This is a genomic window from Paenibacillus sp. P32E, from assembly GCF_001909085.1.
Taxonomy (GTDB): domain Bacteria; phylum Bacillota; class Bacilli; order Paenibacillales; family Paenibacillaceae; genus Paenibacillus_AQ; species Paenibacillus_AQ helianthi.
In genome coordinates this window covers 85,975-105,570 of sequence record NZ_LVYY01000007.1, presented here as the reverse complement: position 1 = coordinate 105,570, position 19,596 = coordinate 85,975, and the positions used below count along the sequence as shown (strand labels likewise).

At 47.6% G+C, this 19,596-nt stretch carries 18 protein-coding genes and 1 riboswitch; of the genes, 15 read left to right on the top strand and 3 right to left on the bottom strand.

Translation table 11 applies throughout. The annotated features are described in order from the left end of the window. Positions 1-121: 121 nt before the first annotated feature. The gene (locus A3848_RS08340; protein ID WP_074084487.1) at positions 122-1,432 is read right to left on the bottom strand and encodes an APC family permease; all 1,311 of its coding nucleotides are present in this window, start codon (positions 1,430-1,432) and stop codon (positions 122-124) included. 134 nt (positions 1,433-1,566) lie between these two features. Between A3848_RS08340 and A3848_RS08335 the strand changes: the two genes are divergently transcribed. Then, positions 1,567-2,496, top strand: coding sequence for a LysR family transcriptional regulator (locus A3848_RS08335; RefSeq protein ID WP_074084486.1), 930 nt, complete (start codon positions 1,567-1,569; stop codon positions 2,494-2,496). 1 nt (position 2,497) lies between these two features. Then, the gene (locus A3848_RS08330; protein WP_074084485.1) at positions 2,498-3,406 is read left to right on the top strand and encodes a tyrosine-type recombinase/integrase; all 909 of its coding nucleotides are present in this window, start codon (positions 2,498-2,500) and stop codon (positions 3,404-3,406) included. Between the two features lie 247 nt (positions 3,407-3,653). Here the strand turns inward: A3848_RS08330 and A3848_RS08325 are convergent, their stop codons facing one another. Then, positions 3,654-4,580 carry an L-lactate dehydrogenase gene (locus tag A3848_RS08325; RefSeq protein ID WP_074084484.1) on the bottom strand — a complete coding sequence of 309 codons (927 nt, stop codon included), beginning with the start codon at positions 4,578-4,580 and terminating at the stop codon, positions 3,654-3,656. Positions 4,581-4,838: 258 nt separating this feature from the next. On the opposite strand from A3848_RS08325, the gene bcaP reads away from it, so the two are divergent. From bcaP to murB, 12 genes are all read left to right on the top strand, one after another. Then, a complete protein-coding gene (bcaP, locus tag A3848_RS08320) occupies positions 4,839-6,224 on the top strand; it encodes a branched-chain amino acid transporter BcaP (protein WP_074084483.1) in 1,386 nt (461 codons plus the stop codon). 24 nt (positions 6,225-6,248) lie between these two features. Further along, the gene (locus A3848_RS08315) at positions 6,249-7,541 is read left to right on the top strand and encodes a WD40/YVTN/BNR-like repeat-containing protein (protein ID WP_178381935.1); all 1,293 of its coding nucleotides are present in this window, start codon (positions 6,249-6,251) and stop codon (positions 7,539-7,541) included. A 231-nt stretch (positions 7,542-7,772) separates the two neighbouring features. Further along, positions 7,773-7,949 carry a hypothetical protein gene (locus A3848_RS32195; RefSeq protein WP_167374778.1) on the top strand — a complete coding sequence of 59 codons (177 nt, stop codon included), beginning with the start codon at positions 7,773-7,775 and terminating at the stop codon, positions 7,947-7,949. A gap of 212 nt (positions 7,950-8,161) precedes the next feature. After that, the gene (locus A3848_RS08310) at positions 8,162-8,551 is read left to right on the top strand and encodes a DUF2500 domain-containing protein (protein WP_074084587.1); all 390 of its coding nucleotides are present in this window, start codon (positions 8,162-8,164) and stop codon (positions 8,549-8,551) included. A 350-nt stretch (positions 8,552-8,901) separates the two neighbouring features. Then, the gene (locus A3848_RS08305; protein ID WP_074084481.1) at positions 8,902-9,324 is read left to right on the top strand and encodes a cell wall hydrolase; all 423 of its coding nucleotides are present in this window, start codon (positions 8,902-8,904) and stop codon (positions 9,322-9,324) included. 391 nt (positions 9,325-9,715) lie between these two features. Continuing rightward, entirely contained in the window at positions 9,716-10,123 is a 408-nt protein-coding gene (gene gerQ / locus A3848_RS08295; RefSeq protein ID WP_256702237.1) for a spore coat protein GerQ, read from the top strand. Positions 10,124-10,518: 395 nt separating this feature from the next. Continuing rightward, entirely contained in the window at positions 10,519-11,835 is a 1,317-nt protein-coding gene (locus A3848_RS08290) for a hemolysin family protein (RefSeq protein ID WP_074084479.1), read from the top strand. Between the two features lie 418 nt (positions 11,836-12,253). After that, positions 12,254-12,970: a DsbA family protein gene (locus tag A3848_RS08285; RefSeq protein ID WP_256702233.1), complete on the top strand. Its 717-nt coding sequence runs from the start codon at positions 12,254-12,256 to the stop codon at positions 12,968-12,970. Further along, on the top strand, positions 12,970-13,401 hold the full coding sequence (locus tag A3848_RS08280; protein WP_074084478.1) for a disulfide oxidoreductase: 432 nt from the start codon (positions 12,970-12,972) through the stop codon (positions 13,399-13,401). The genes A3848_RS08285 and A3848_RS08280 overlap by 1 nt, the downstream gene beginning before the upstream one ends. 228 nt (positions 13,402-13,629) lie before the next feature. Then, a riboswitch (cyclic di-AMP (ydaO/yuaA leader) is annotated at positions 13,630-13,789 on the top strand. Positions 13,790-13,915: 126 nt separating this feature from the next. Then, positions 13,916-15,733: an APC family permease gene (locus A3848_RS08275; RefSeq protein WP_074084477.1), complete on the top strand. Its 1,818-nt coding sequence runs from the start codon at positions 13,916-13,918 to the stop codon at positions 15,731-15,733. 464 nt (positions 15,734-16,197) lie between these two features. Continuing rightward, positions 16,198-16,998 (top strand): ABC transporter ATP-binding protein, encoded by an 801-nt coding sequence (locus A3848_RS08270; protein WP_074084476.1) that lies wholly within the window; start codon positions 16,198-16,200, stop codon positions 16,996-16,998. A 236-nt stretch (positions 16,999-17,234) separates the two neighbouring features. Then, complete coding sequence (gene murB, locus A3848_RS08265) at positions 17,235-18,146, top strand: UDP-N-acetylmuramate dehydrogenase (protein ID WP_074084475.1); 912 nt, start codon at positions 17,235-17,237, stop codon at positions 18,144-18,146. A 75-nt stretch (positions 18,147-18,221) separates the two neighbouring features. Here the strand turns inward: murB and ymzB are convergent, their stop codons facing one another. After that, positions 18,222-18,557, bottom strand: coding sequence for a protein YmzB (ymzB, locus tag A3848_RS08260; RefSeq protein WP_074084474.1), 336 nt, complete (start codon positions 18,555-18,557; stop codon positions 18,222-18,224). Positions 18,558-18,805: 248 nt separating this feature from the next. Here ymzB and A3848_RS08255 point away from each other — a divergent pair, with 248 nt between their 5' ends. Next, positions 18,806-19,543 carry a ZIP family metal transporter gene (locus A3848_RS08255; protein ID WP_074084473.1) on the top strand — a complete coding sequence of 246 codons (738 nt, stop codon included), beginning with the start codon at positions 18,806-18,808 and terminating at the stop codon, positions 19,541-19,543. Positions 19,544-19,596: the final 53 nt, after the last annotated feature.

Genomic DNA, 19,596 nt, shown 5'->3' with positions numbered 1-19,596 from the left:
TCCATATATCAGACTTTTGAAAGTATAAGGAAAACAACAGGCCGCAGCGACCTTGATAACAAGGACGGATGCGGCCTGTTTGTTTTGCTGGCGGGTATGCTAATCACTCATCACGGAATATTTAAAGTGCTTTCCGCTTAACCTCCTCCGGATCTCCAGGCACCGGCTCCAGATGGGCTGTATTGCGATCCGCTCTGGTATAGACAATCAGGAAGAAGAGGGCAGTAATCAACAGCGGATAACCAATCGCTAGGCCGGTAAAAGGAAACACACCCGCTGTTGCGGCGAATGAGATCCAACTGATCACAACACCCGTGCGGTTGCCCTTCAGGAGACGGATTCCCGCAGCACAGCCCCCGATATATGTCAAAATGAAGGTGGCATTTGGAAATTGGATCAGCGTCGTAATGGAAAGCAGTCCGCTGCCGTACAGAAACAGCACTGTGACAAAGCACAATAGCAGAAAACCGATGGCCCCTGTGGGGGTCTGATATCGCTTCGACATACGGCCCATCCATTTAGGGGCATAGCCCTGCCTGGAAAGTGCATAGGCTACTCGCGAAGCGGCGCCGGTATAAGCGATAATAGTCGCTGTGCAGATGAATAGCCCAGTCAGGCCGGCGATGAATCCACCCCAGGAGCCAAGCGGCTGGCTGATGATCCAGACCAGGGAGGAATCGGCTCCGCCCTTCAGATAGCTCTGGGTACCGACAGTAGCAAGTGCGGACAAGAAATACAGTACTCCTACAATAATGGCGGCGATGGTGACGCCCTTGACTGCAGCCCGCTGGGGGTCCTTGAACTCTTCAGACAAATGAGACACGGCTTCCCAGCCGATGAAGCACCAGAACAATATGGCTGCCGCCTGGCCGACACTCATCCAGCCGTGCGGAGCAAACGGTGTAAAGTGGACACGTTCTATCCGGGGAATTGCAGCGGCAAATGAAAATACCAATACAGCGACGATGGCAATCACCACAGCAATCTGTACTTTCCCGGCTACCTGCATTCCAATCCAATTCGTAACCAGGCCAATTCCCAGCATGGCTGCTGCCAGAGCAATTCGGGCATTGTCCCCCCAGCCCATAGCTGCCGTCATATAACCGGCTCCGGTTAATGCGGCGACGGGACCTCCGATCGGGACCGACATCAGGAAGAACCAGCCAACCAGTGCGCCCGCCTTTGGGCCAAATGCCAGTGTGACAAAATGTGAGACTCCCCCCGCATTTGGGAATTTGGCGGATAGGAGACCCATGGACAGAGCCAAGGGGAGGATCAGCAGCGTCATAAATCCCCAAGCGAGAAGAGAGGCAGGCCCAGCCAATTCAGCCGCAAGTCCAGGGACGATCAGAACCCCTGAACCCAGCACGGCCCCAATATATAGGGCAATGGCCTGCGGCATTCCTATATTGCGTTGCAAAGTTTGTTTCATAATGAATATGGCCTGCTTTCCTTGTATTTATATATAGAGTATCAGATAATAGATCCATTGGAAAAACGGAATAAACAGATAACATCCATCTGAAAAACCGATAGATAATCATTATATATGAAGGAGGGGTCTCCCTGGAATCACGCCATCTGTTTACATTTCTGGTCGTAGTCGAAACCGGCAGCTTTACACGTGCCGCCCAGAAACTGGATTATGCGCAGTCCAGCATTACCGCCCAGATCCAGGCGCTTGAAGCAGAGCTGGGCCAGCCGCTGTTTGACCGTATCAGTAAAAAGATTATCCTCACAGATGCTGGCCGCCGTCTGCTCCCGTATGCCCAGGAGATCTCCCGGATGCACACTATGGCTGAGGTTGCGCTGCGTTCGGAAACCGAACTGACCGGAGCGCTGCGGATTGGGGCACCTGAGTCACTGGCTGCTTTTCGGCTGCCTGGCATCATTAAGGAATTCCGCGGAAGGTATCCTCAGGTGCAGATCACACTGAAGCCTGGCGCCTGCTGGGAACTAACCGAGTTTGTCCGCTCCGGTGAGCTGGATCTGGTATTTTTGCTGCAGCCCGAGACGGAGTATAAGGATCTTCATACCGAGACGCTTATTCATGAGGCGATGACACTGATTGCTCCGCTTGGTCATCCGCTTATGAATCTGGATGAGGTTCTGCCGCTTCATCTGAAGGACGAAACTATTCTGCACACCGAAACCGGATGCACCTATCGTACCTTGTTCGAGCGGCATTTGAACAGCCACGGCGTGTTCCCCGATCCGAAGCTGGAATTCTGGAGCATAGAAGCGATTAAGCAATGTGTGATGGCCGGACTGGGTATTTCTTTTTTGCCCCTGATTACGGTCCGGAGTGAGCTGGCTGAAGGCAAGCTGGCCCGTCTTCATTGGAATGACGAGTCGCAGCGGGTAGCTACCCAAACCGCGTACCATAATAAAAAGTGGAAATCACCGGCTTTGGCAGAATTCCTGACAATTGTAGAGAATCATGCGTCTGCATGGAGAACCGGGGAAACAGACAATAATAAATGGGAGGGAATTTGACATGAACCAACCAGAGCCTGACTATGAAGAAGAGCTGGATGCTTTTTTAATCTGGATGAAGGATGCCGGCTTTACCCCATATACACAGAAGTCCTATCTTGCCGATGTGCGGGAGTTTCTGGTTAGTCTGAACGGTAAAAGTCTGGAGACCGTCAAGAAGCTGCATATCGTGTCCTACTTAACCTCAGTCCGTGAGCGGGGAGTCAGCGATTCAACACGTAACCGTAAGCATGCTTCTGTTAACTGTTTGTTTAAGGCACTGATGGAGCTTGAATTGCTGACTGCGAATCCTGCGGCGGGCATTAAGAAATCCAAGACGGAGAAAAACCGTGAGCCGGTCTATCTGGAGGAGCATGAATTGCAGCGGTTTTTGTCTGCTGTCGAAGGGAAGTATAGAAGCCGTAACCTCGCGGTTTTTCTGCTTATGTCCTATATGGGACTGCGGGTAGGGGAGGTTCACACCCTGAATCTGAGCGACTATAATGCCGAACGCCTTACACTTAGAGTATTCGGAAAAGGCCGCAAATGGCGGAATATTCCGGTGCCTGCGGAGCTTGCCCCTTTTTTGGAGCAGGCCCTGACGGACAGGCTTGAGCCTTGGCGAAGTAAGGAGGATGCCTTATTCATCTCTCAAAAAGGGCGCAGATTATCCATCCGGGGGATCCAGGGAATTGCTTCCGATACCTTTGGCCGTTTCCAGAGTGAAGTACCCGCTGCCCTCCGCAGACCTTACTCTAGCCACAAGCTGCGCCATTCCTTCGCTACCATGCTGCTGCGTAAGGGGGCGGATTTGCGGACTGTTCAGGAGCTTCTGGGACACTCATCTATCCAGACCACTACCGTATATACACATATCACGAGCCGGGAGAAAGAAGAAGCGATGTCCAGACTGCAGATCAGTATGCCGTAATAGTATTTTCATCATATAATAGCAAGGACCTATTTCATTGGCAGACATAACGATTCATGTTATATTTACTGGTATTAGAAACTCCGTCCTTTCAGTAGTGGGGGTTATTCTCCATGACCGGAAGGACGGTTTCTTTTGTTTTCCGGTCCTGAAGTTTGGTCTACCGGACAGCAAGTAAGAATATGCCAAAAAGACTATCTCCTCCCTAATGGAAGGGGGAAATAGTCGGGAACTGCCAGAGTATAGTCTATAGCTCCAGTTTAGAGATTTCACTTTTCAGCTTGTCACCGGATTTCTGGAATAGGGCTTTCTCCTCTTCACTGAGCGGCAGATCCAGTACTTCACGTACGCCGGAACGGTCAACTACACATGGGACTCCCAGGAAAACATCGGAGACTCCATTATAATTGTTAAGCAGCGTGGAGACGTTAAGCACGGCACTTTCGTTGTTAAGAATGGCATCTACGATCCGATCCAGTGCCAGAGCAATCGCATAGGAGGTTGAACCTTTGGCATCAATGATCTCATAAGCGGCATTTTTAGTGTCCTCAAAAATATCCTGGCGTTCGGCTTCGTCAAAACCGAGATCAATCCCGGCGACATTGGACAGACTCCATACAGGCAGCTCGGAGTCACCATGCTCACCAATGATTTGTCCGTGAATGCTGCGCGGGTCAATTTCTTTGTGAAGGCCAATCAGATACCGGAATCTTGCACTATCGAGCACTGTTCCGGAGCCGATAACACGTCTGCGGTCGAAGCCACTGATCTTGAGTGTGGCATAAGCCAAAATATCCACTGGATTCGTCGCGATCAGCAGAATAGCATGCTGGTTGTATTTCGTGATTTTTTGGATAATGTCTTTAAAAATCGAGATGTTTTTGCGCAGCAGATCAATCCGGGTTTCACCGGGTTTTTGGGAGGCGCCAGCGGTCACAATAATGATATCTGCTTCACGGCAATCTTCATAGGTTCCTGCCCAGAGCTTCACGCCACCGACAAAAGGCATGCCATGGTTCATATCAAGTGCTTCACCAAGGGCTTTCTGATGATTCACATCAATAAGAACCAGCTCCTGCATGCGTCTGCGCAGCAGCAAAGTGTAGGCCGTAGTAGTGCCGACTGCACCAGTGCCGATCACTACGACACGATTTGGTTTGAATGGGGGGGCCATTGCTATATCTCCTCCTGAGTTTTTGAATTTTTTGTGTCCAATCTTATCCATCATAAGCGCTAAGGTTAGTGTTTTCAAGCGGTCCGCATTTAATCCATTACCCGAAAATGGGCAAACTAACAAGGATTTTGGAATAACTGAGTAAGTAATGTGTAGTATTTCCATATTTCTTGTAATTATTTGGGTTATCTGTTCTTTAGTTTGGCCGCTTCTTTATAGCATGATCTATTTATATAGAAGACAGGGGAGAATGAACGAATGGATTTATTCCGCAAGAAACCTTTGAGTGCTCCAGCAAGCGCCGAAGGAGTCAAGCTCAGCAAGACATTAGGTGCTCTGGATCTAACCATGCTTGGTGTGGGGGCGATTATTGGTACCGGTATATTTGTAATGACGGGAGTGGCGGCAGCAGAGCACGCGGGCCCTGCCTTGGTGCTGTCATTCGTGCTGGCAGGGATTGCCTGTGTGCTGTCAGCATTGTGTTATTCAGAGTTCGCATCCACGATTCCGGTATCGGGTAGTGCCTATGCCTACAGTTATGTGGCTTTTGGTGAACTATTAGCCTGGATTCTAGGATGGGATTTGGTGCTCGAGTACGGTGTTGCAGCAGCAGCGGTAAGTAGCGGGTGGTCTGGATATTTCCAGGGTCTCCTTGACGGATTTGGCCTGCATTTGCCCACAGCCCTCTCCGGGGCTTATAATGCGGACAAAGGAACGTTTATCAACCTGCCTGCAATTATCATTATTTTGCTGATTTCCTTCCTATTGACCAGGGGGGTCAAGGAAACAGCCCGCTTTAATGCCATTATGGTAATAATCAAGCTGACGGTGGTCATCTTGTTTATTGTTACTGGTGTTTTCTATGTGAAACCGGAGAATTGGACGCCCTTTATGCCCTTTGGATTGCATGGTGTAGTCAATGGTGCAGCTACTGTATTTTTTGCTTATATCGGCTTTGATGCCTTATCCACCGCAGCAGAAGAAGTAAAACGGCCGCAGCGTGATCTGCCCATCGGGATCATTTCCTCCCTGGCGATCTGTACGGTGCTCTATATCGTTGTATCGCTGGTGCTCACCGGGATCGTCCCTTACCAAAGCCTGAATGTCAGTGATCCGGTTTCTTTTGCACTCCGTTTTGTGGACCAGAATATGATCGCCGGGCTGATCTCCGTGGGGGCAATTGCCGGGATGACTACAGTTCTGCTCGTGCTGCTGTTCGGCCAGACCCGTCTAATGTTTGCGATTTCACGGGACGGACTTCTGCCGCAGACCTTATCCAAAGTCAGTTCTAAGACGCACACCCCTGTACGCAGCACCTGGATGGTAGGCGGCATTATTGCTGTGGTCACTGGTTTTGTTCCGCTGGACCGCCTGGCTAATCTGACCAGTATCGGTACACTTTTCGCCTTTCTTGTCGTTTCGCTGGGTGTAATCGCACTGCGGTATACCCATCCGAACTTGAAAAGAGGATTTAAAGTTCCATGGGTGCCTGTAATTCCTTTGCTCAGTGCGGCGGCTTGTGGATATTTGATGTATAATTTGGGAAGAGACACCTGGATCGGCTTTGTGATTTGGCTGGTTATTGGTTTAATCATCTATGCTTTATACGGTTACAAGAGAAGTAATCTGAATCATAACAAATAATTAATGCAGGAAGAGGAGAGGGCTTTGTCATTCAAGATTACAGGTTTTAAGGCTCTAGGAGCTGTATTTACGGTACTCCTGACCTTGCTTATACTCTCTGCTTGCTCTTCTCCTTCTCCGGAACCTTCCCAGCCCCCACAGCCGACGGAAGCGCCGGAAGAGGGGCAGACGATTACACTGATTACCCCGGATGCCCAAAATATTGACAACGAAAAAAGTACGCCGAAATATCAGATTCAGACCCGTCTGACGGATTTTAGACTGCTGAATGATGCCATAGGGCTAGCCTGGGGCGTAACCAAAAATGAGCTGCGGATATATATGACGATGGATAACGGCAAGACATGGAGCAATATCTCGCCATCTTCGAATGTCCAGTTTTTGTCCAATCCTGTCTATGGCAAAGACATATTCTTCACAGATCCGAGCAATGGATGGATCATCCGCAGCGCGTCGGGTCATACGGAAACGGTTGTACTACGCACGACAGATGGGGGAAGCAGCTGGAAAATTTCTTCTTTTCCTGATGCTAATGCGATTTCTTCGATCTATTTCAATTCCCCAGATCACGGATGGCTGATGACCTCCTGGGATGCAAAAGCCACCAAAGAGAGCAAAGCACTGTATGCTACAAACGATGGTGGAGCGATCTGGAACCTGGTCATGCAAAACGAGCAATATAACCCTAACTTGCCGAATAATACGATCCCGATATCCGGTGTGATTACGGGAATGGTGTTCAAGGATTTTGGACATGGTTTTGTGACCTTACAGACCGGTGCACTTCCCAAAATCTACATGACCAAAGACAGTGGGGTAACCTGGGATCAGGGTCCGGAATTTCTCGTTAATGAACAGTTACGGGGCTGTGACCGGGTAATCACAGGGGAGCCTGATTTTTTTGACAAGGCCAGTCTGAATGGATGGATGTCTGTAGGGTGCCAAAAGGACAAGGAAGGCAGTATTACTTACAATGGTTATTTTACAGCTAATGGGGGCGGGAACTGGAAATTTGTAACCTTTGGACTGGGACCCCAGACGGGGATCAACCGCCATATTGCCCCCGCCTTTTTGAACGCACAGCTTGGCTGGACCCTGAAGAAGGATGTGCTGTATAAGACCACGAATCAGGGCCAGACCTGGACGGCGCTTCCTGCCAGCGGTGTGCTGCAATCGAAGCTAGCGGAGTATCCTGAGATTGTGAAGCTGCAGTTTGTTTCCTCCGAGGTGGGATGGCTGTTGATTGAGAAAAAAGAAGACCGCAAATCTATCCTGCTCCAGACCACTAATGGAGGGTTAAGCTGGCGGGTGATGTAAATTCAGATCGTGAATACGAGGGGAGCCCAACAACCTAATTCGGGTTGGCTGGGCTCTCTTTATTTGATAGATTTCGATTATGAAAAATGAAGCATCAAAAATCTTATTTAAAATTTTCTTTAAAAATGTGAAAAAAATCACATGACAAACGAATAATACTGTGATATATTTAACACATAGAGAACAAGTTCATTTTTTCACAAACTTTCATCCCGAATAGGAGAGATTAAAATGAAAACTTTCGAAACGGATTTTGTAACCAGAAACCTTCTGCAACTGTGCTACAACTGTGATGATGCACACCTGTGTGAAACAGAAGAACAATGCAAAGCTTGCTGGGCAGACAATGGAATGCTTCCTGAAGAAACAGATGAAACTAAGCAATTATTGGATCTCGTACACGCTTAATCGAAGTTACCGGATCAACGTTAATGAAGACCACTTTTATCTCTGAAAAGAGAGCTGAGTGGTCTTTTTGCCTTGCCTGCAATTATAGATCATCGAAAATAATGTTTTTGTAATGCTGTATGGAATACCTGGGGCATATACATGTACAGAAGTGCCTGTATCCTGGCAGGGAACAGGAGAACATGGGGAATAAGGGGGATTAAGTCATGGGAATGGGCCCGGATCCGGCTTGGATGTTTGATCTTACGGGGACGGTAATACCGATCTTTCTTGCTGTGGTGATTGGCATTGTCGCTGTTTCTGCAGGCAGGGGGCTGCTTGTGTGGAGCCGGAACAACAGCTCGCCCCTATTGACCATCCCTGCCCGTATCGTCAGCAAACGCAGTGAACTCCGGCAACAGCTGCAGGATGACAGCAATAACAGCCGGACGAACACCACCTATTATTTGACCTATGAGCTGGAGAATGGCGTGCGGATGGAGTTCAAGGTAGACGGCAATGAATACGGCATGAGTGCGGAGGGAGACAGGGGTATTCTGACTTATCAGGGTACAAGATACCAGGGATTTCAACGGCAGCCCCATTACTCAACAGCAGAATAGGAAAAATGTAAGTTGTTTACAGAATAGCGGCGTATACTATAGATTCCCCTTGTTTCCGGTTCGAGGAACAAGGGGATATTTGTATGATGTGAAATTTAACTACCTATGAGTGTAATCAGAACATGAAATATCTGCAGCCTGTATCTGACTACAGCGGACAACAATTTTGTCACAGGTGCTTAGCTGGTGATTGACGGCGGAATAACACGTAAAATGATCTGTGAGCCAGAACCCGAATGGATTCTGAGAACAGGAACAGGGAGAAAATTGGGCGCAGCAGTCACCTCTTAGGCGAATGCACATACAATACAGCGAGCAGTTGAGAAAGTGTAGGCTAAGGAGGAGAAAGAGTGGCCGTAATTAAAGCAAACTCGGGGGATGTAAGGGTACTTGCACGGTTGATGCGGGCAGAAGCCGAGGAGGATGGAGATTCTGGCATGCTAATGGTCGGCAATGTTGGCGTCAACCGGATACTAGGCAACTGTCTGGATTTCAAAAACATCCGCAATGTGAATGACATGGTCTTTCAGAGTCCAGGTGGCTTCGAAGCTCCGCAGAAAGGATATTTCTACCAGCGGGCCAGGGAGTCCGATATCCGTCTCGCCAGACGTGCTATCGGTGGTGAACGAACCAGGCCGGCATCTAACGCCCTCTGGTTTTTTCGTCCCGTCGGAGACTGCCCGGCGACCTGGTTCAACCAGCAGAATACCGGCCGGTATAAAGCACATTGCTTTTACACTCCCACAAGCGAGGACTGTCCTGCAGTATACTAAACCGTTCAGGTCGGCGGATGCGGATGCAGCCGGGAATTTCGGTGCTTCGCTTCCGCTGCCCAAATCTGGTTCTACTCCAGGTAGTGTTTCTCTGAGTGACCGTTAGCTTGAGAACGAGCTTCAGCTTACCTTAGGCTGTCCGAATCAGCCTGCACACCAACAATAACTAGGAGGTTTTTTAAAGATGATCGTTCAACCTTACCGCCCCGTTACGTATACGATTGGCAGCAATCCCTCTGGTGCAATGAACAACATGAACAACATGAACAATATGAACAACATGAGCAATGTAGGCAACATGAATAATATGAACGGCATGCATAGCATGAGCCCAATGGGAATGGGAAATATGGGCACTATGGGTACTATGGGTACTGGTACTATGGGCACTATGGGCACTATGGGTACTATGGGTGGTACTATGGGCACTATGGGTACGATGAGCGGACCGCCCCCTCAAGTCACCAGCGGCAGCCCAATGACTCCAACCGGCAACGTAGTATCGACTACCGCTCCAGTCTATGAGCAATCATACATCGAAAACATTTTCCGGCTGAATCTAGGCAAAGTCGGCACCTTTTACTTCACATACGAGAATAACAAAGATTGGAACGCCAAGGTCTATACTGGTGTTCTGGAAGCTGCAGGCCGTGACCACATTATTATCAGCGACAAAACCACCGGACAGCGCATTGTGCTGCTGATGGTGAACTTCGATTATGCTACCTTTGATGAGCCGCTTGTATATCAATACCCCGGTACGATTGGCAATCCTCCGACTACACGCAACTATCGTTAACGACAATACGCATATCCTAGTTTAACAGGGAAACGGCAACACGCCTTTACAAAGGGCGGTTGCCGTTTCTTAGCATTCCGGTGTACTGAGGTTGACGGAAGGGGTATTTAAGATTTAACCTAAGGTAGAAGAAGGATCATTCTTTCACGGAATTACTATTATTGATACAGCGCAAACAAGGATGATATTTTTACACTTGTTCGCACCTGTTTTTATACGCAAAGTAATATTATAATAATGTGTATATATATATTCGTGATTCCAGTCAGGAGATGAATGCATTGGGAAATTGATTCAGAAAGGAACTGTTGTTGCTGCAATAGCCGACATTTTGAACAAACGAAGGAGGTGGGCCTATCCGCCTGAATCGTGGAGACGGTGGATAGGAGTATAAATTGAGCGACCCTTTACCCGGTATATTACATGTAGGTCTTATTATATTGCTGGTTCTGTTAAATGGCTTTTTTGTTTCGGTTGAATATGCGATGGTGAAGGTAAGAAGCGGACGCATAGATTCCCTGATGGAGGAAGGCAGCAAACAGGCAGTGGCAGCAAGTAATATCGTACACAATCTGGATGGTTATCTGTCCGCCTGTCAGCTTGGCATTACTCTTGCTTCTCTGGCACTTGGTTGGCTGGGAGAACCGGCGATCGCTACGATTGTGGGACCCATTGTAACAAGCCTAGGATTTGGCGAAACTTCAGTGTATGTGATTTCGCTGATTATTGCTTTTATGTTCATCACGGTTCTGCATATTGTACTCGGAGAACTTGCTCCCAAGACAATTGCAGTGAACAAAGCTGAAGCGGTACTTCTGCTAACCGCAGGTGCGATGAATGTTTTTTACCGGATCATGTATCCTTTCATCTGGATCGTTAAAGGTCTGGCCAGCGGTCTGCTGCGGATTTTCCGCTTATCGCCTGCCTCGGAGCTGGCTACAGCACATACGGAGGAAGAAATCCGCATCCTTATGCAGGAGAGCAACAAGAGTGGACTGATCGATAATACAGAAATGACCTTGGTGGATAATATCTTCGAGTTTGCCGATACGATGGCTCGCGAAATTATGATTCCGCGTACAGAAATGATCTGTCTGAACAATAATCTGACGGTTGAAGAAAATATGGAAATTGCCTTTGACGGGATGCGTACAAGATATCCGGTCTGCGACGGTGATAAGGACCACATTCTGGGCTTTATTCATATCAAGGATCTGATCCGGGACAATGCACCCAAATACAATGAACTGATTCGTCCCATTCTTACCGTTCCAGAATCGATTCAGATTAGTGCACTGCTCAAAGTAATGCAGCGTGCGAAGACGCAAATCGCTATTCTGATCGATGAATACGGTGGCACCTCCGGCATGGTTACGCTTGAAGATATCATGGAGGAGATCGTTGGTGAAATTCAGGATGAATTTGACGAGGAGCGCCCTGGGGTAGAGAAGCTGGGAGAGAACGAATTCTCCATTGACGGTTTGATGCTGATTGAAGAGATCAACGACCGGCTGGGGTTGAACATGGAAACGGATGATTATGATACCATCGGCGGCTGGTTGTATTCCAAGCTTGAAGTAAACCCGCCGCAAAAAGGCCAGACATTCGAATTTGATAGTCATTTATTTGCGGTAGAAGAAACAGACAACAAACGGATATCCCGTATTAAAGTAATGAAAGTCGAGTTTTTGGCTGAAGAGGCTGGGGCTTGATCAAATCATAGAAGTTGATCCATGACATGGCGTCAAGAAAGGCGCTGTGTCTTTTTTGTATAAAAAATCCCTTGGAATAGGGATGTGGAGCAGGTTACTGCAAGTCATAATGAATTGAAAATGACTCACCGGTGGATGCTTCCCGCATATGGTCGGATAATGCCAGAGGCGGGGGAGTGTTTTCAGCCTCTGGGTCCCTTTACGGCGAATGGAGCCTTCTCATCAACAAAGAACTTCGGGGCATCAGGAAAATAAGAACGTAATGAGAAGTCTGAGGTGGTATGAATGAAGGTTTGCCAATGTGAGAGTTTTAATTATATAATTTTAAAGGAAATACCATCATTTCAACAGTCCCGCCGGGACAGAAAGGAACTCTCATTTGAACAAATCTAAAAAAAACAGTGTCATGGTTCCCCAAATGAGTAAAGCGGAGAAACGCAGGGCAGAGCAGGAACAGCAGAAGCAGAAAACGAGAATTCTGATTATTAGCACAGTAGCCATTGTAGTGATTATTTTCACCCTTCTTTTTATACTTGCGTCGAAGGATTCATCTTCAAATGCAGGTTCAGGCAAAGCGGTTGACTTCAATTACAGTGAACTGCCAAGACTAGGTAAAGCAGATGCACCCGTTAAAATCGTTGAATTCGGTGATTTCAAATGTCCGGCGTGCTCCAATTTTGCAGGTGTCATCAAGCCACAGCTGGCTCAGGAATATGTGAATCAGGATAAGGCTGCTATATACTTCGTAAATATGGCCTTTATCGGTCCGGATTCTGAGACAGCTTCCCTGGCAGCCCTGTCTGTATACCATCAGAACAGTGATGCTTTCTGGACGTATTACGATGCGATTTATGCCAATCAAGGGGATGAAAACGCAGAATGGGCTACAGAGGAGTTCCTGGTGAGCCTGGCTGAGAAAGAAAAGCTGCCTATCGATTTGGATCTGTTGCGTAAGGATATCAAGGAGAAGACCTATAAGAGTGAGCTGCAAAGTGATATCAGTCTTGCCAAGGCTTCAGGAGTTACTTCCACGCCTACTGTATTTATCAATGGACACAAAGTAGATGAGCCATTCAAAATGGAAGCCATTAAGGCACAGATTAAGTCCGCGTCCGAAGCAGTGAAGGCCGAGTGATGAAGTTCTCTACGTTCTGCAGACGCCACTGTCTCTATCTGGCCTGGTTTGTGTCTGTTATTGCAGTAGCGGGAAGCTTATACCTAAGTGAAGTGCTGAAATATGAGCCTTGCAAGCTATGCTGGTTCCAGCGTATCTTCATGTATCCGCAGCTGATTCTCCTGGGAGTAGCTACATACCGGAATGACAAAAAAATTATTCCCTATGTACTTCCATTAAGCCTTATTGGGGGCAGCATTTCTATTTATCATTATGCCGAGCAGAAGATTCCCGCACTCAGCAAGGTGCTCCCGTGTACAATTGGCGTGCCCTGCAATAAAGATTATCTGAATTTTTTTGGGTTCATTACGATTCCACTGCTTGCGCTGATCGCCTTTGCTCTTATCACGATTTTGCTCTGGACCGGACGTAAAGAGGACACAGTAGAGTAGCTGAAGCCACTGCAGAATTTAGAGCACAAATCATTCCTGAAATTTCAGACACAAATGAGGTTCAAAACCCTGAAAAAACACGTGATGACGGGATAATCGCAGAGAATGAAAGATCGCGTTATCTCTCATCTTGGTTTTGCGTAAATTGGATGTTTTTTCATTCTTTTTTCATTTTTTTCACCGCTTTACGGAAGACGTATTGTAGACTATCATTAGACCTTGTGAGAAGTTGAATATGCGCTGAATTTTCCGTATGGAAAAACGGGGGAACCAACATTGGCCTAAGCGCCAAAGGGGTGAATCGGGAACGGTCCGGAAGGGCTGCAACCGTAGGGCTACCACAGCCCGAATCCGCCAGCTAACCTCGTAAGCAATGGTGGGATAATGACGATGCGTAAGCATGCGGATCATTTCCGTATGCTTATTTTTGTGCCTGCATTTATGAAATCCACCAATGAAAACAGCGCACGGTATTACCGTTTCAACGTAAGCAAAGAGAGGAACTGTTATTACAATGGTAAGCAAGGTAAAACGACTATTGATCGGGCGTCCGATGAAGTCGAACGAACTAGATCATGAAAAGTTATCCAAGGTGAAAGCACTGGCTGTCCTGTCTTCTGATGCGCTATCGTCTGTAGCCTACGGAACGGAACAAATTCTGATTGTACTGGTGGCCGCAGGCTTCACAGCCATCTGGTACTCATTGCCAATCGCATTAGCCGTATTGGGCTTGCTGGCTATTTTGATTTTATCCTATCGTCAGACCATCTTTGCTTATCCGCAGGGCGGAGGCGCGTATATCGTAGCCAAGAGCAACCTCGGGGTTCCTACCGGACTCCTTGCTGGCGGATCGCTCCTGGTAGATTATATTCTGACCGTAGCGGTTAGTGCATCAGCGGGTACGGATGCGATCACATCCGCTTTTCCAAATCTTCATAATCATAGTGTGTTAATCGCCGTAACCGTTATTCTGCTCTTGACTATTGTCAATCTGCGGGGCGTTACGGAATCTGCATCTTTCATTGCAATTCCCGTGTATTTATTCGTGGTATCGATCTTCGTGTTGATCATTGCAGGGGTATTCAAATATGCTACTGGCGGAGCCCATGCTAATGTCCCTGAGATTGGGGCAGCGGTATCGAATGTAAGTTTGTTTTTACTGCTTAAGGCTTTCAGCTCCGGCTGTTCAGCTCTGACAGGGGTAGAGGCTGTATCGAACGCCATTCCAAACTTCAAGGCGCCTGCGGAGAAAAATGCAGCGAAGACTTTGATGTTGATGGGAATTATCCTGGGAAGTATGTTTACCGGAATCACACTGCTTGCCTACTGGTACGGAATTACACCGGATACCAAAGCCACGGTTGTATCCCAAATTGCTGAATCTACTTTTGGACGTGGCGGTTTGTACTTTTTCATACAAGGGATTACAGCTGTGATTCTGTTCCTGGCAGCCAATACAGCTTATTCCGCTTTCCCGCTGCTGGCGTTTATGTTCGCCAAAGACAAGTACTTGCCCCATGCATTTATGGTCCGCGGTGACCGCCTGGGCTTCTCAAATGGTATTATCTTTCTAGGTGTATTATCAGCCCTGCTTGTGGCTGCTTTTCATGGAAATACAGAAAGTCTGATTCCTTTGTACGCGGTGGGTGTATTTATTCCGTTTACGCTGTCCCAGCTTGGGATGATGGTGCACTGGTATAAAACCAAACCTAAAGGCTGGCAGAATAAATTTACCGTGAATACGGTGGGGATGCTAACTACTCTGACGATTACTCTGATCTTCATTATTACGAAGTTCTCCAGTGTCTGGATGGCTTTTATCTTCCTGCCCGTTGTAATGTTCGTATTCCACCGTATACACCACCATTACCTCAATACCGCCGATCAGCTGCGTATTTGTCCGGCAACGGATAAACCCTGCATCAAAGGAAGCACTGTGGTTGTTCCTGTCTCGGGTGTGACACGAGCCGTACTGCATTCGATCAGCTATGCCAAGTCCTTAACGGATAATGTGGTGGCCGTCTATGTTGGGTTCGATGAAGAAGAAATTAACAAAATGGAACAAAAGTGGGAGGAATGGAATCCGGGAGTACGCTTGATTGTTCTACGTTCCCGCTACCGCAGCATTCTGCGCCCACTGGTCAAATTTATTGAAACAGTCGAGTGGAAGACCGCTTCAACCGATCATATTACAGTACTTATTCCACAGTTCGTTACCAAGCATTGGTGGCAGGCGGTTCTGCATAATCAGACCAGCTTGTTCATCCGTTCTTATCTGATGAATCAAAAAGATATCGTAGTAGCAACAGTGCCTTATCATTTGCACAAATAAGATGTACTTCATAGCACGGCAGTTTCCGGATACTTCGGGAGCTGCCTTTTTTCATGGTATTATTAGGAATAATCAGAACAGTTCAAGGGGAGATTTTTATGGCAATCTATTTCATAATCTATCATATTCTGAAAGGATTAGAATGGACGAACAAAAGCAGGAAGGCATTTCCGGCATCTTATACTAGTATTCATAAAGTAGAGTATTGCAGTGAGACATGGGAAATTTCTCTGGAAAACTTAACAGAGCATCTGTGAAGAAGAACGGGTACTGCAAAAAGAAAATATTTATATTGACATAGAGAATGAGAATCAATATCATTTAATGAGGCGCGGCGAAGATATACAACCCTCTGAAGCAATTAGATTCTACATATACAGGATTTTATAAATCTACGGTGCTAATTTGCTCTACCTGAGAGAAGAGATCCCTGTGAAACCATAAAACTTTAGGGAGTGAAGATAATGTCGGATCGATTGAACACAGATCAGTTAAGTATTGGGTATGCGGAGGCATTGATTGTCAAAGGACTGAACCTGTCTCTTCCAACAGGGAAAATCACTGCGCTAGTAGGGGCAAACGGCTCAGGGAAATCTACCATTCTCAAGACGATGGCACGTATCATGAAGCCTAAGAGCGGCAGCGTGATGTTGGACGGCAAGTCGATTCATAACCTGTCTACCAAAGAAGTAGCCCGGCAACTGGCGATCCTGCCGCAGAATCCCACTGCACCAGACGGACTTACGGTATCTGAGCTGGTGAGCTATGGGCGTTATCCACATCAGAAGGGCTTTGGTACGCTTACTTCTGAGGACCGCAGCATTATCGCAAATGCGATCTCGGTAACGGGTATGGAAGAGTTCCACGACCGCCCAATTGACCGTCTATCCGGAGGACAACGCCAGCGGGCTTGGATTGCAATGGCTCTGGCGCAACAGACCGATATTCTTTTCCTGGACGAGCCGACAACTTTTCTTGATATGGCTCACCAGCTGGAGGTTCTACAACTGCTGCAGAAGCTTAATCAGGAAGAAGGACGCACCATAATTATGGTGGTGCATGATTTGAATCATGCCTCCCGTTATGCCCAGCATATGGTAGCAATCAAATCCGGAAATGTGATTAGTGAAGGGGCACCGGCTGAGGTAATGACGCCAAGTGTACTGCGTGAAGTATTCGGGATTGAAGCGGATATTATCCCTGATCCACGGACAGGAGTGCCACTCTGTCTGCCTTATGAATTGGCAGCATACAAAGCGGTGTGAATTCCTTAAGAACCAGCCTTCGCACAAGGTCAGGTTATAAACGTGAAATGTGACTCATAATGATTATATATGCAGCTGGCCACAGGCTCCCGTCATTGACAAGGGAGCCTGTTCGTTGTTAAAGTTGTGGTTGCCCTGGTTAAATCCCACCTTCCTTAATTGCATATAAATAACGGGGCTCGCTCTTATAGTGAATCAAGGGACATTATTTTTATAGAGTCAAAGGAGCAAAGAACATGAATATCAGCAAAATATATGAGGATCTGCAGCAGCTGGTTCCGACGGGCATGGTGAAGCAGCGTGAGACGCTGGAGAGTTATGTGTTCACACGTATGGGGGGGCAGGCTGATATTCTGGCAGCACCTGCGACGTACGAGGAACTTCAGTCCATTGTTACATATGCCCGTGTAAATGAAATCCCGTTGACCGTTCTGGGTAACGGATCGAATGTTATTATCCGTGACGGCGGGATCCGCGGGATTGTCCTGCATACAGCTGACTTAACCGAAATGGGACTAAGGGACAATCTGCTCTATGCCCAGTGCGGTGCAAAGATCATCGAAGTATCCAGATTTGCCTTAGAGAAGAAACTTACAGGCCTAGAGTTCGCCTGCGGAATTCCGGGAACTGTAGGCGGAGCTCTATATATGAATGCTGGTGCCTACGGCGGTGAGGTCAAGGATGTGCTGCAAAGTGCACTTGCCATCAGCAAAGCGGGACGGCTAGTGACACTCCAAGGTGACGAACTGGAATGGGGTTACCGCAAAAGTGTCTTTGCCAGCGGCGAATTCATCGTGCTGGAGGCCCGATTTGCATTGCAGCCAGGTGATCCTGTGAGTATCAAGGCGGCCATGGATGATTTGACGCACCAGCGTGAATCCAAGCAGCCGCTGGAATACCCATCATGCGGAAGTGTCTTCAAGCGCCCTCCAGGAAGGTTCGCCGGACAGTTGATTCAAGAGAGCGGACTTCAGGGAATAAGAATCGGGGGAGCCGAAGTGTCGCGCAAGCATGCTGGATTCATTGTGAATACCAATCATGCCACGGCCAAGGATTATATTGGTTTGATTCATCATGTTCAGTCTGCGGTTAAGGATAAGTTCGGAATAGAGCTGGAGACGGAAGTTAAGATTATTGGAGAAGAGTAACATATTACAGGACGCAGTTCATATACCGCGTCCTGTTTTTTTGTATGGAGCATTGTTGCCTGAGAATGGGTGTATTCAGCTTTTGGAGATGGAATATTTGGCTCTGTCTGTCCGCAGTTCAACCTGACCGTCATGAACTGTATCCAGTTGAAGCCCGCTGACAGCAATCTCGTAATTCAGCTGGGGCAGTGGTACAAGCTCGCCATCCCTGTTCAATGTGTTGCCTGTGCCACGCAGAATCAGTGCACTGTCCAGATATTCATCAATAACATCTTCGGCATCACGATAATCCACGGTTTCCAGATTGAAGTGGACGGTGTCCAGGTCTTTCATCTCCTGTTTGTCAATCACCAGGGTTTCGCCCCCTTGGGCGGTCAGCCAATCCATTAATTTCTGTACACTTTGATCCATCAGTTGATCCCATCCTTATCAAGAAGATTATAGAAATTAAGTTACCCTTTTCTTCGAAATTGAATCCAGTCTTCTGAATACTGCTTTTAGTTGGATAATGGAATATAATTTAATTACTTTAATAATTCATGACGTTAATAAATTCACTACCGGACCTGCAGATGATTGTAATATTCTTTTCTAGTGTAAATTACTATCAGGCACTTCTATTTATATCTGAGCTATTTTAGTTAAGGAAGGTGAATCTATTGTGGAGTGCTCTGTTATGGGGGGCCATTTCCGGCTCTGCTGTGCTACTTGGAGCGCTGCTGGCGTTATATCTGCCGATCCCGAACAAGTTGATTGGATTCATTATGGCTTTCGGTACGGGGGTACTCATTGGTGCGGCGGCGTATGAACTGCTGGATGATTCGGCCAATGAAGGGGGGCTTATCCCGGCCATTATCGGATTCACAGCCGGTGCAGTGGTGTTTACACTATTTGACTGGTATATCTCGCACAAAGGCGGTGCAGGACGTAAACGATCCGTCAGAGACAGCAGCAATACGAAGGCGCAGGGAGGTGGTATGGCTATTTTTGCGGGAACAGTGCTGGATGCTATTCCGGAATCGATTATGATCGGTGCCAGTCTGATCTCCGGTCAAGGGGTCAGCATGCTGCTGGTTGTTGCTATCTTCATCAGCAATATTCCTGAAGGCTTGTCCAGTACGTCAGGGCTTAAGCAGGACAATTACAGTAGGGGTAAGATCGTCTTATTATGGCTCGGCGTTCTTGTGATATCCACCATCGCATCGGGTGCAGGATACTTGTTCATGGATCATGCCAGCGGATCTACGACGGCGCTGATCGCCTCTTTTGCCGGGGGAGGAATTATCTCTATGGTGTCCTCCAGCATGATGCCGGAAGCCTATGAGGAAGGCGGACCGCTGACCGGACTTGTTGCCGCGATGGGGATGCTCTGTTCACTGATTTTGGATCATCTGTGAGGGTTGTCAACCCACCGCCCGGCATGGTATAGTTCAATTCGCCAGTAATATCA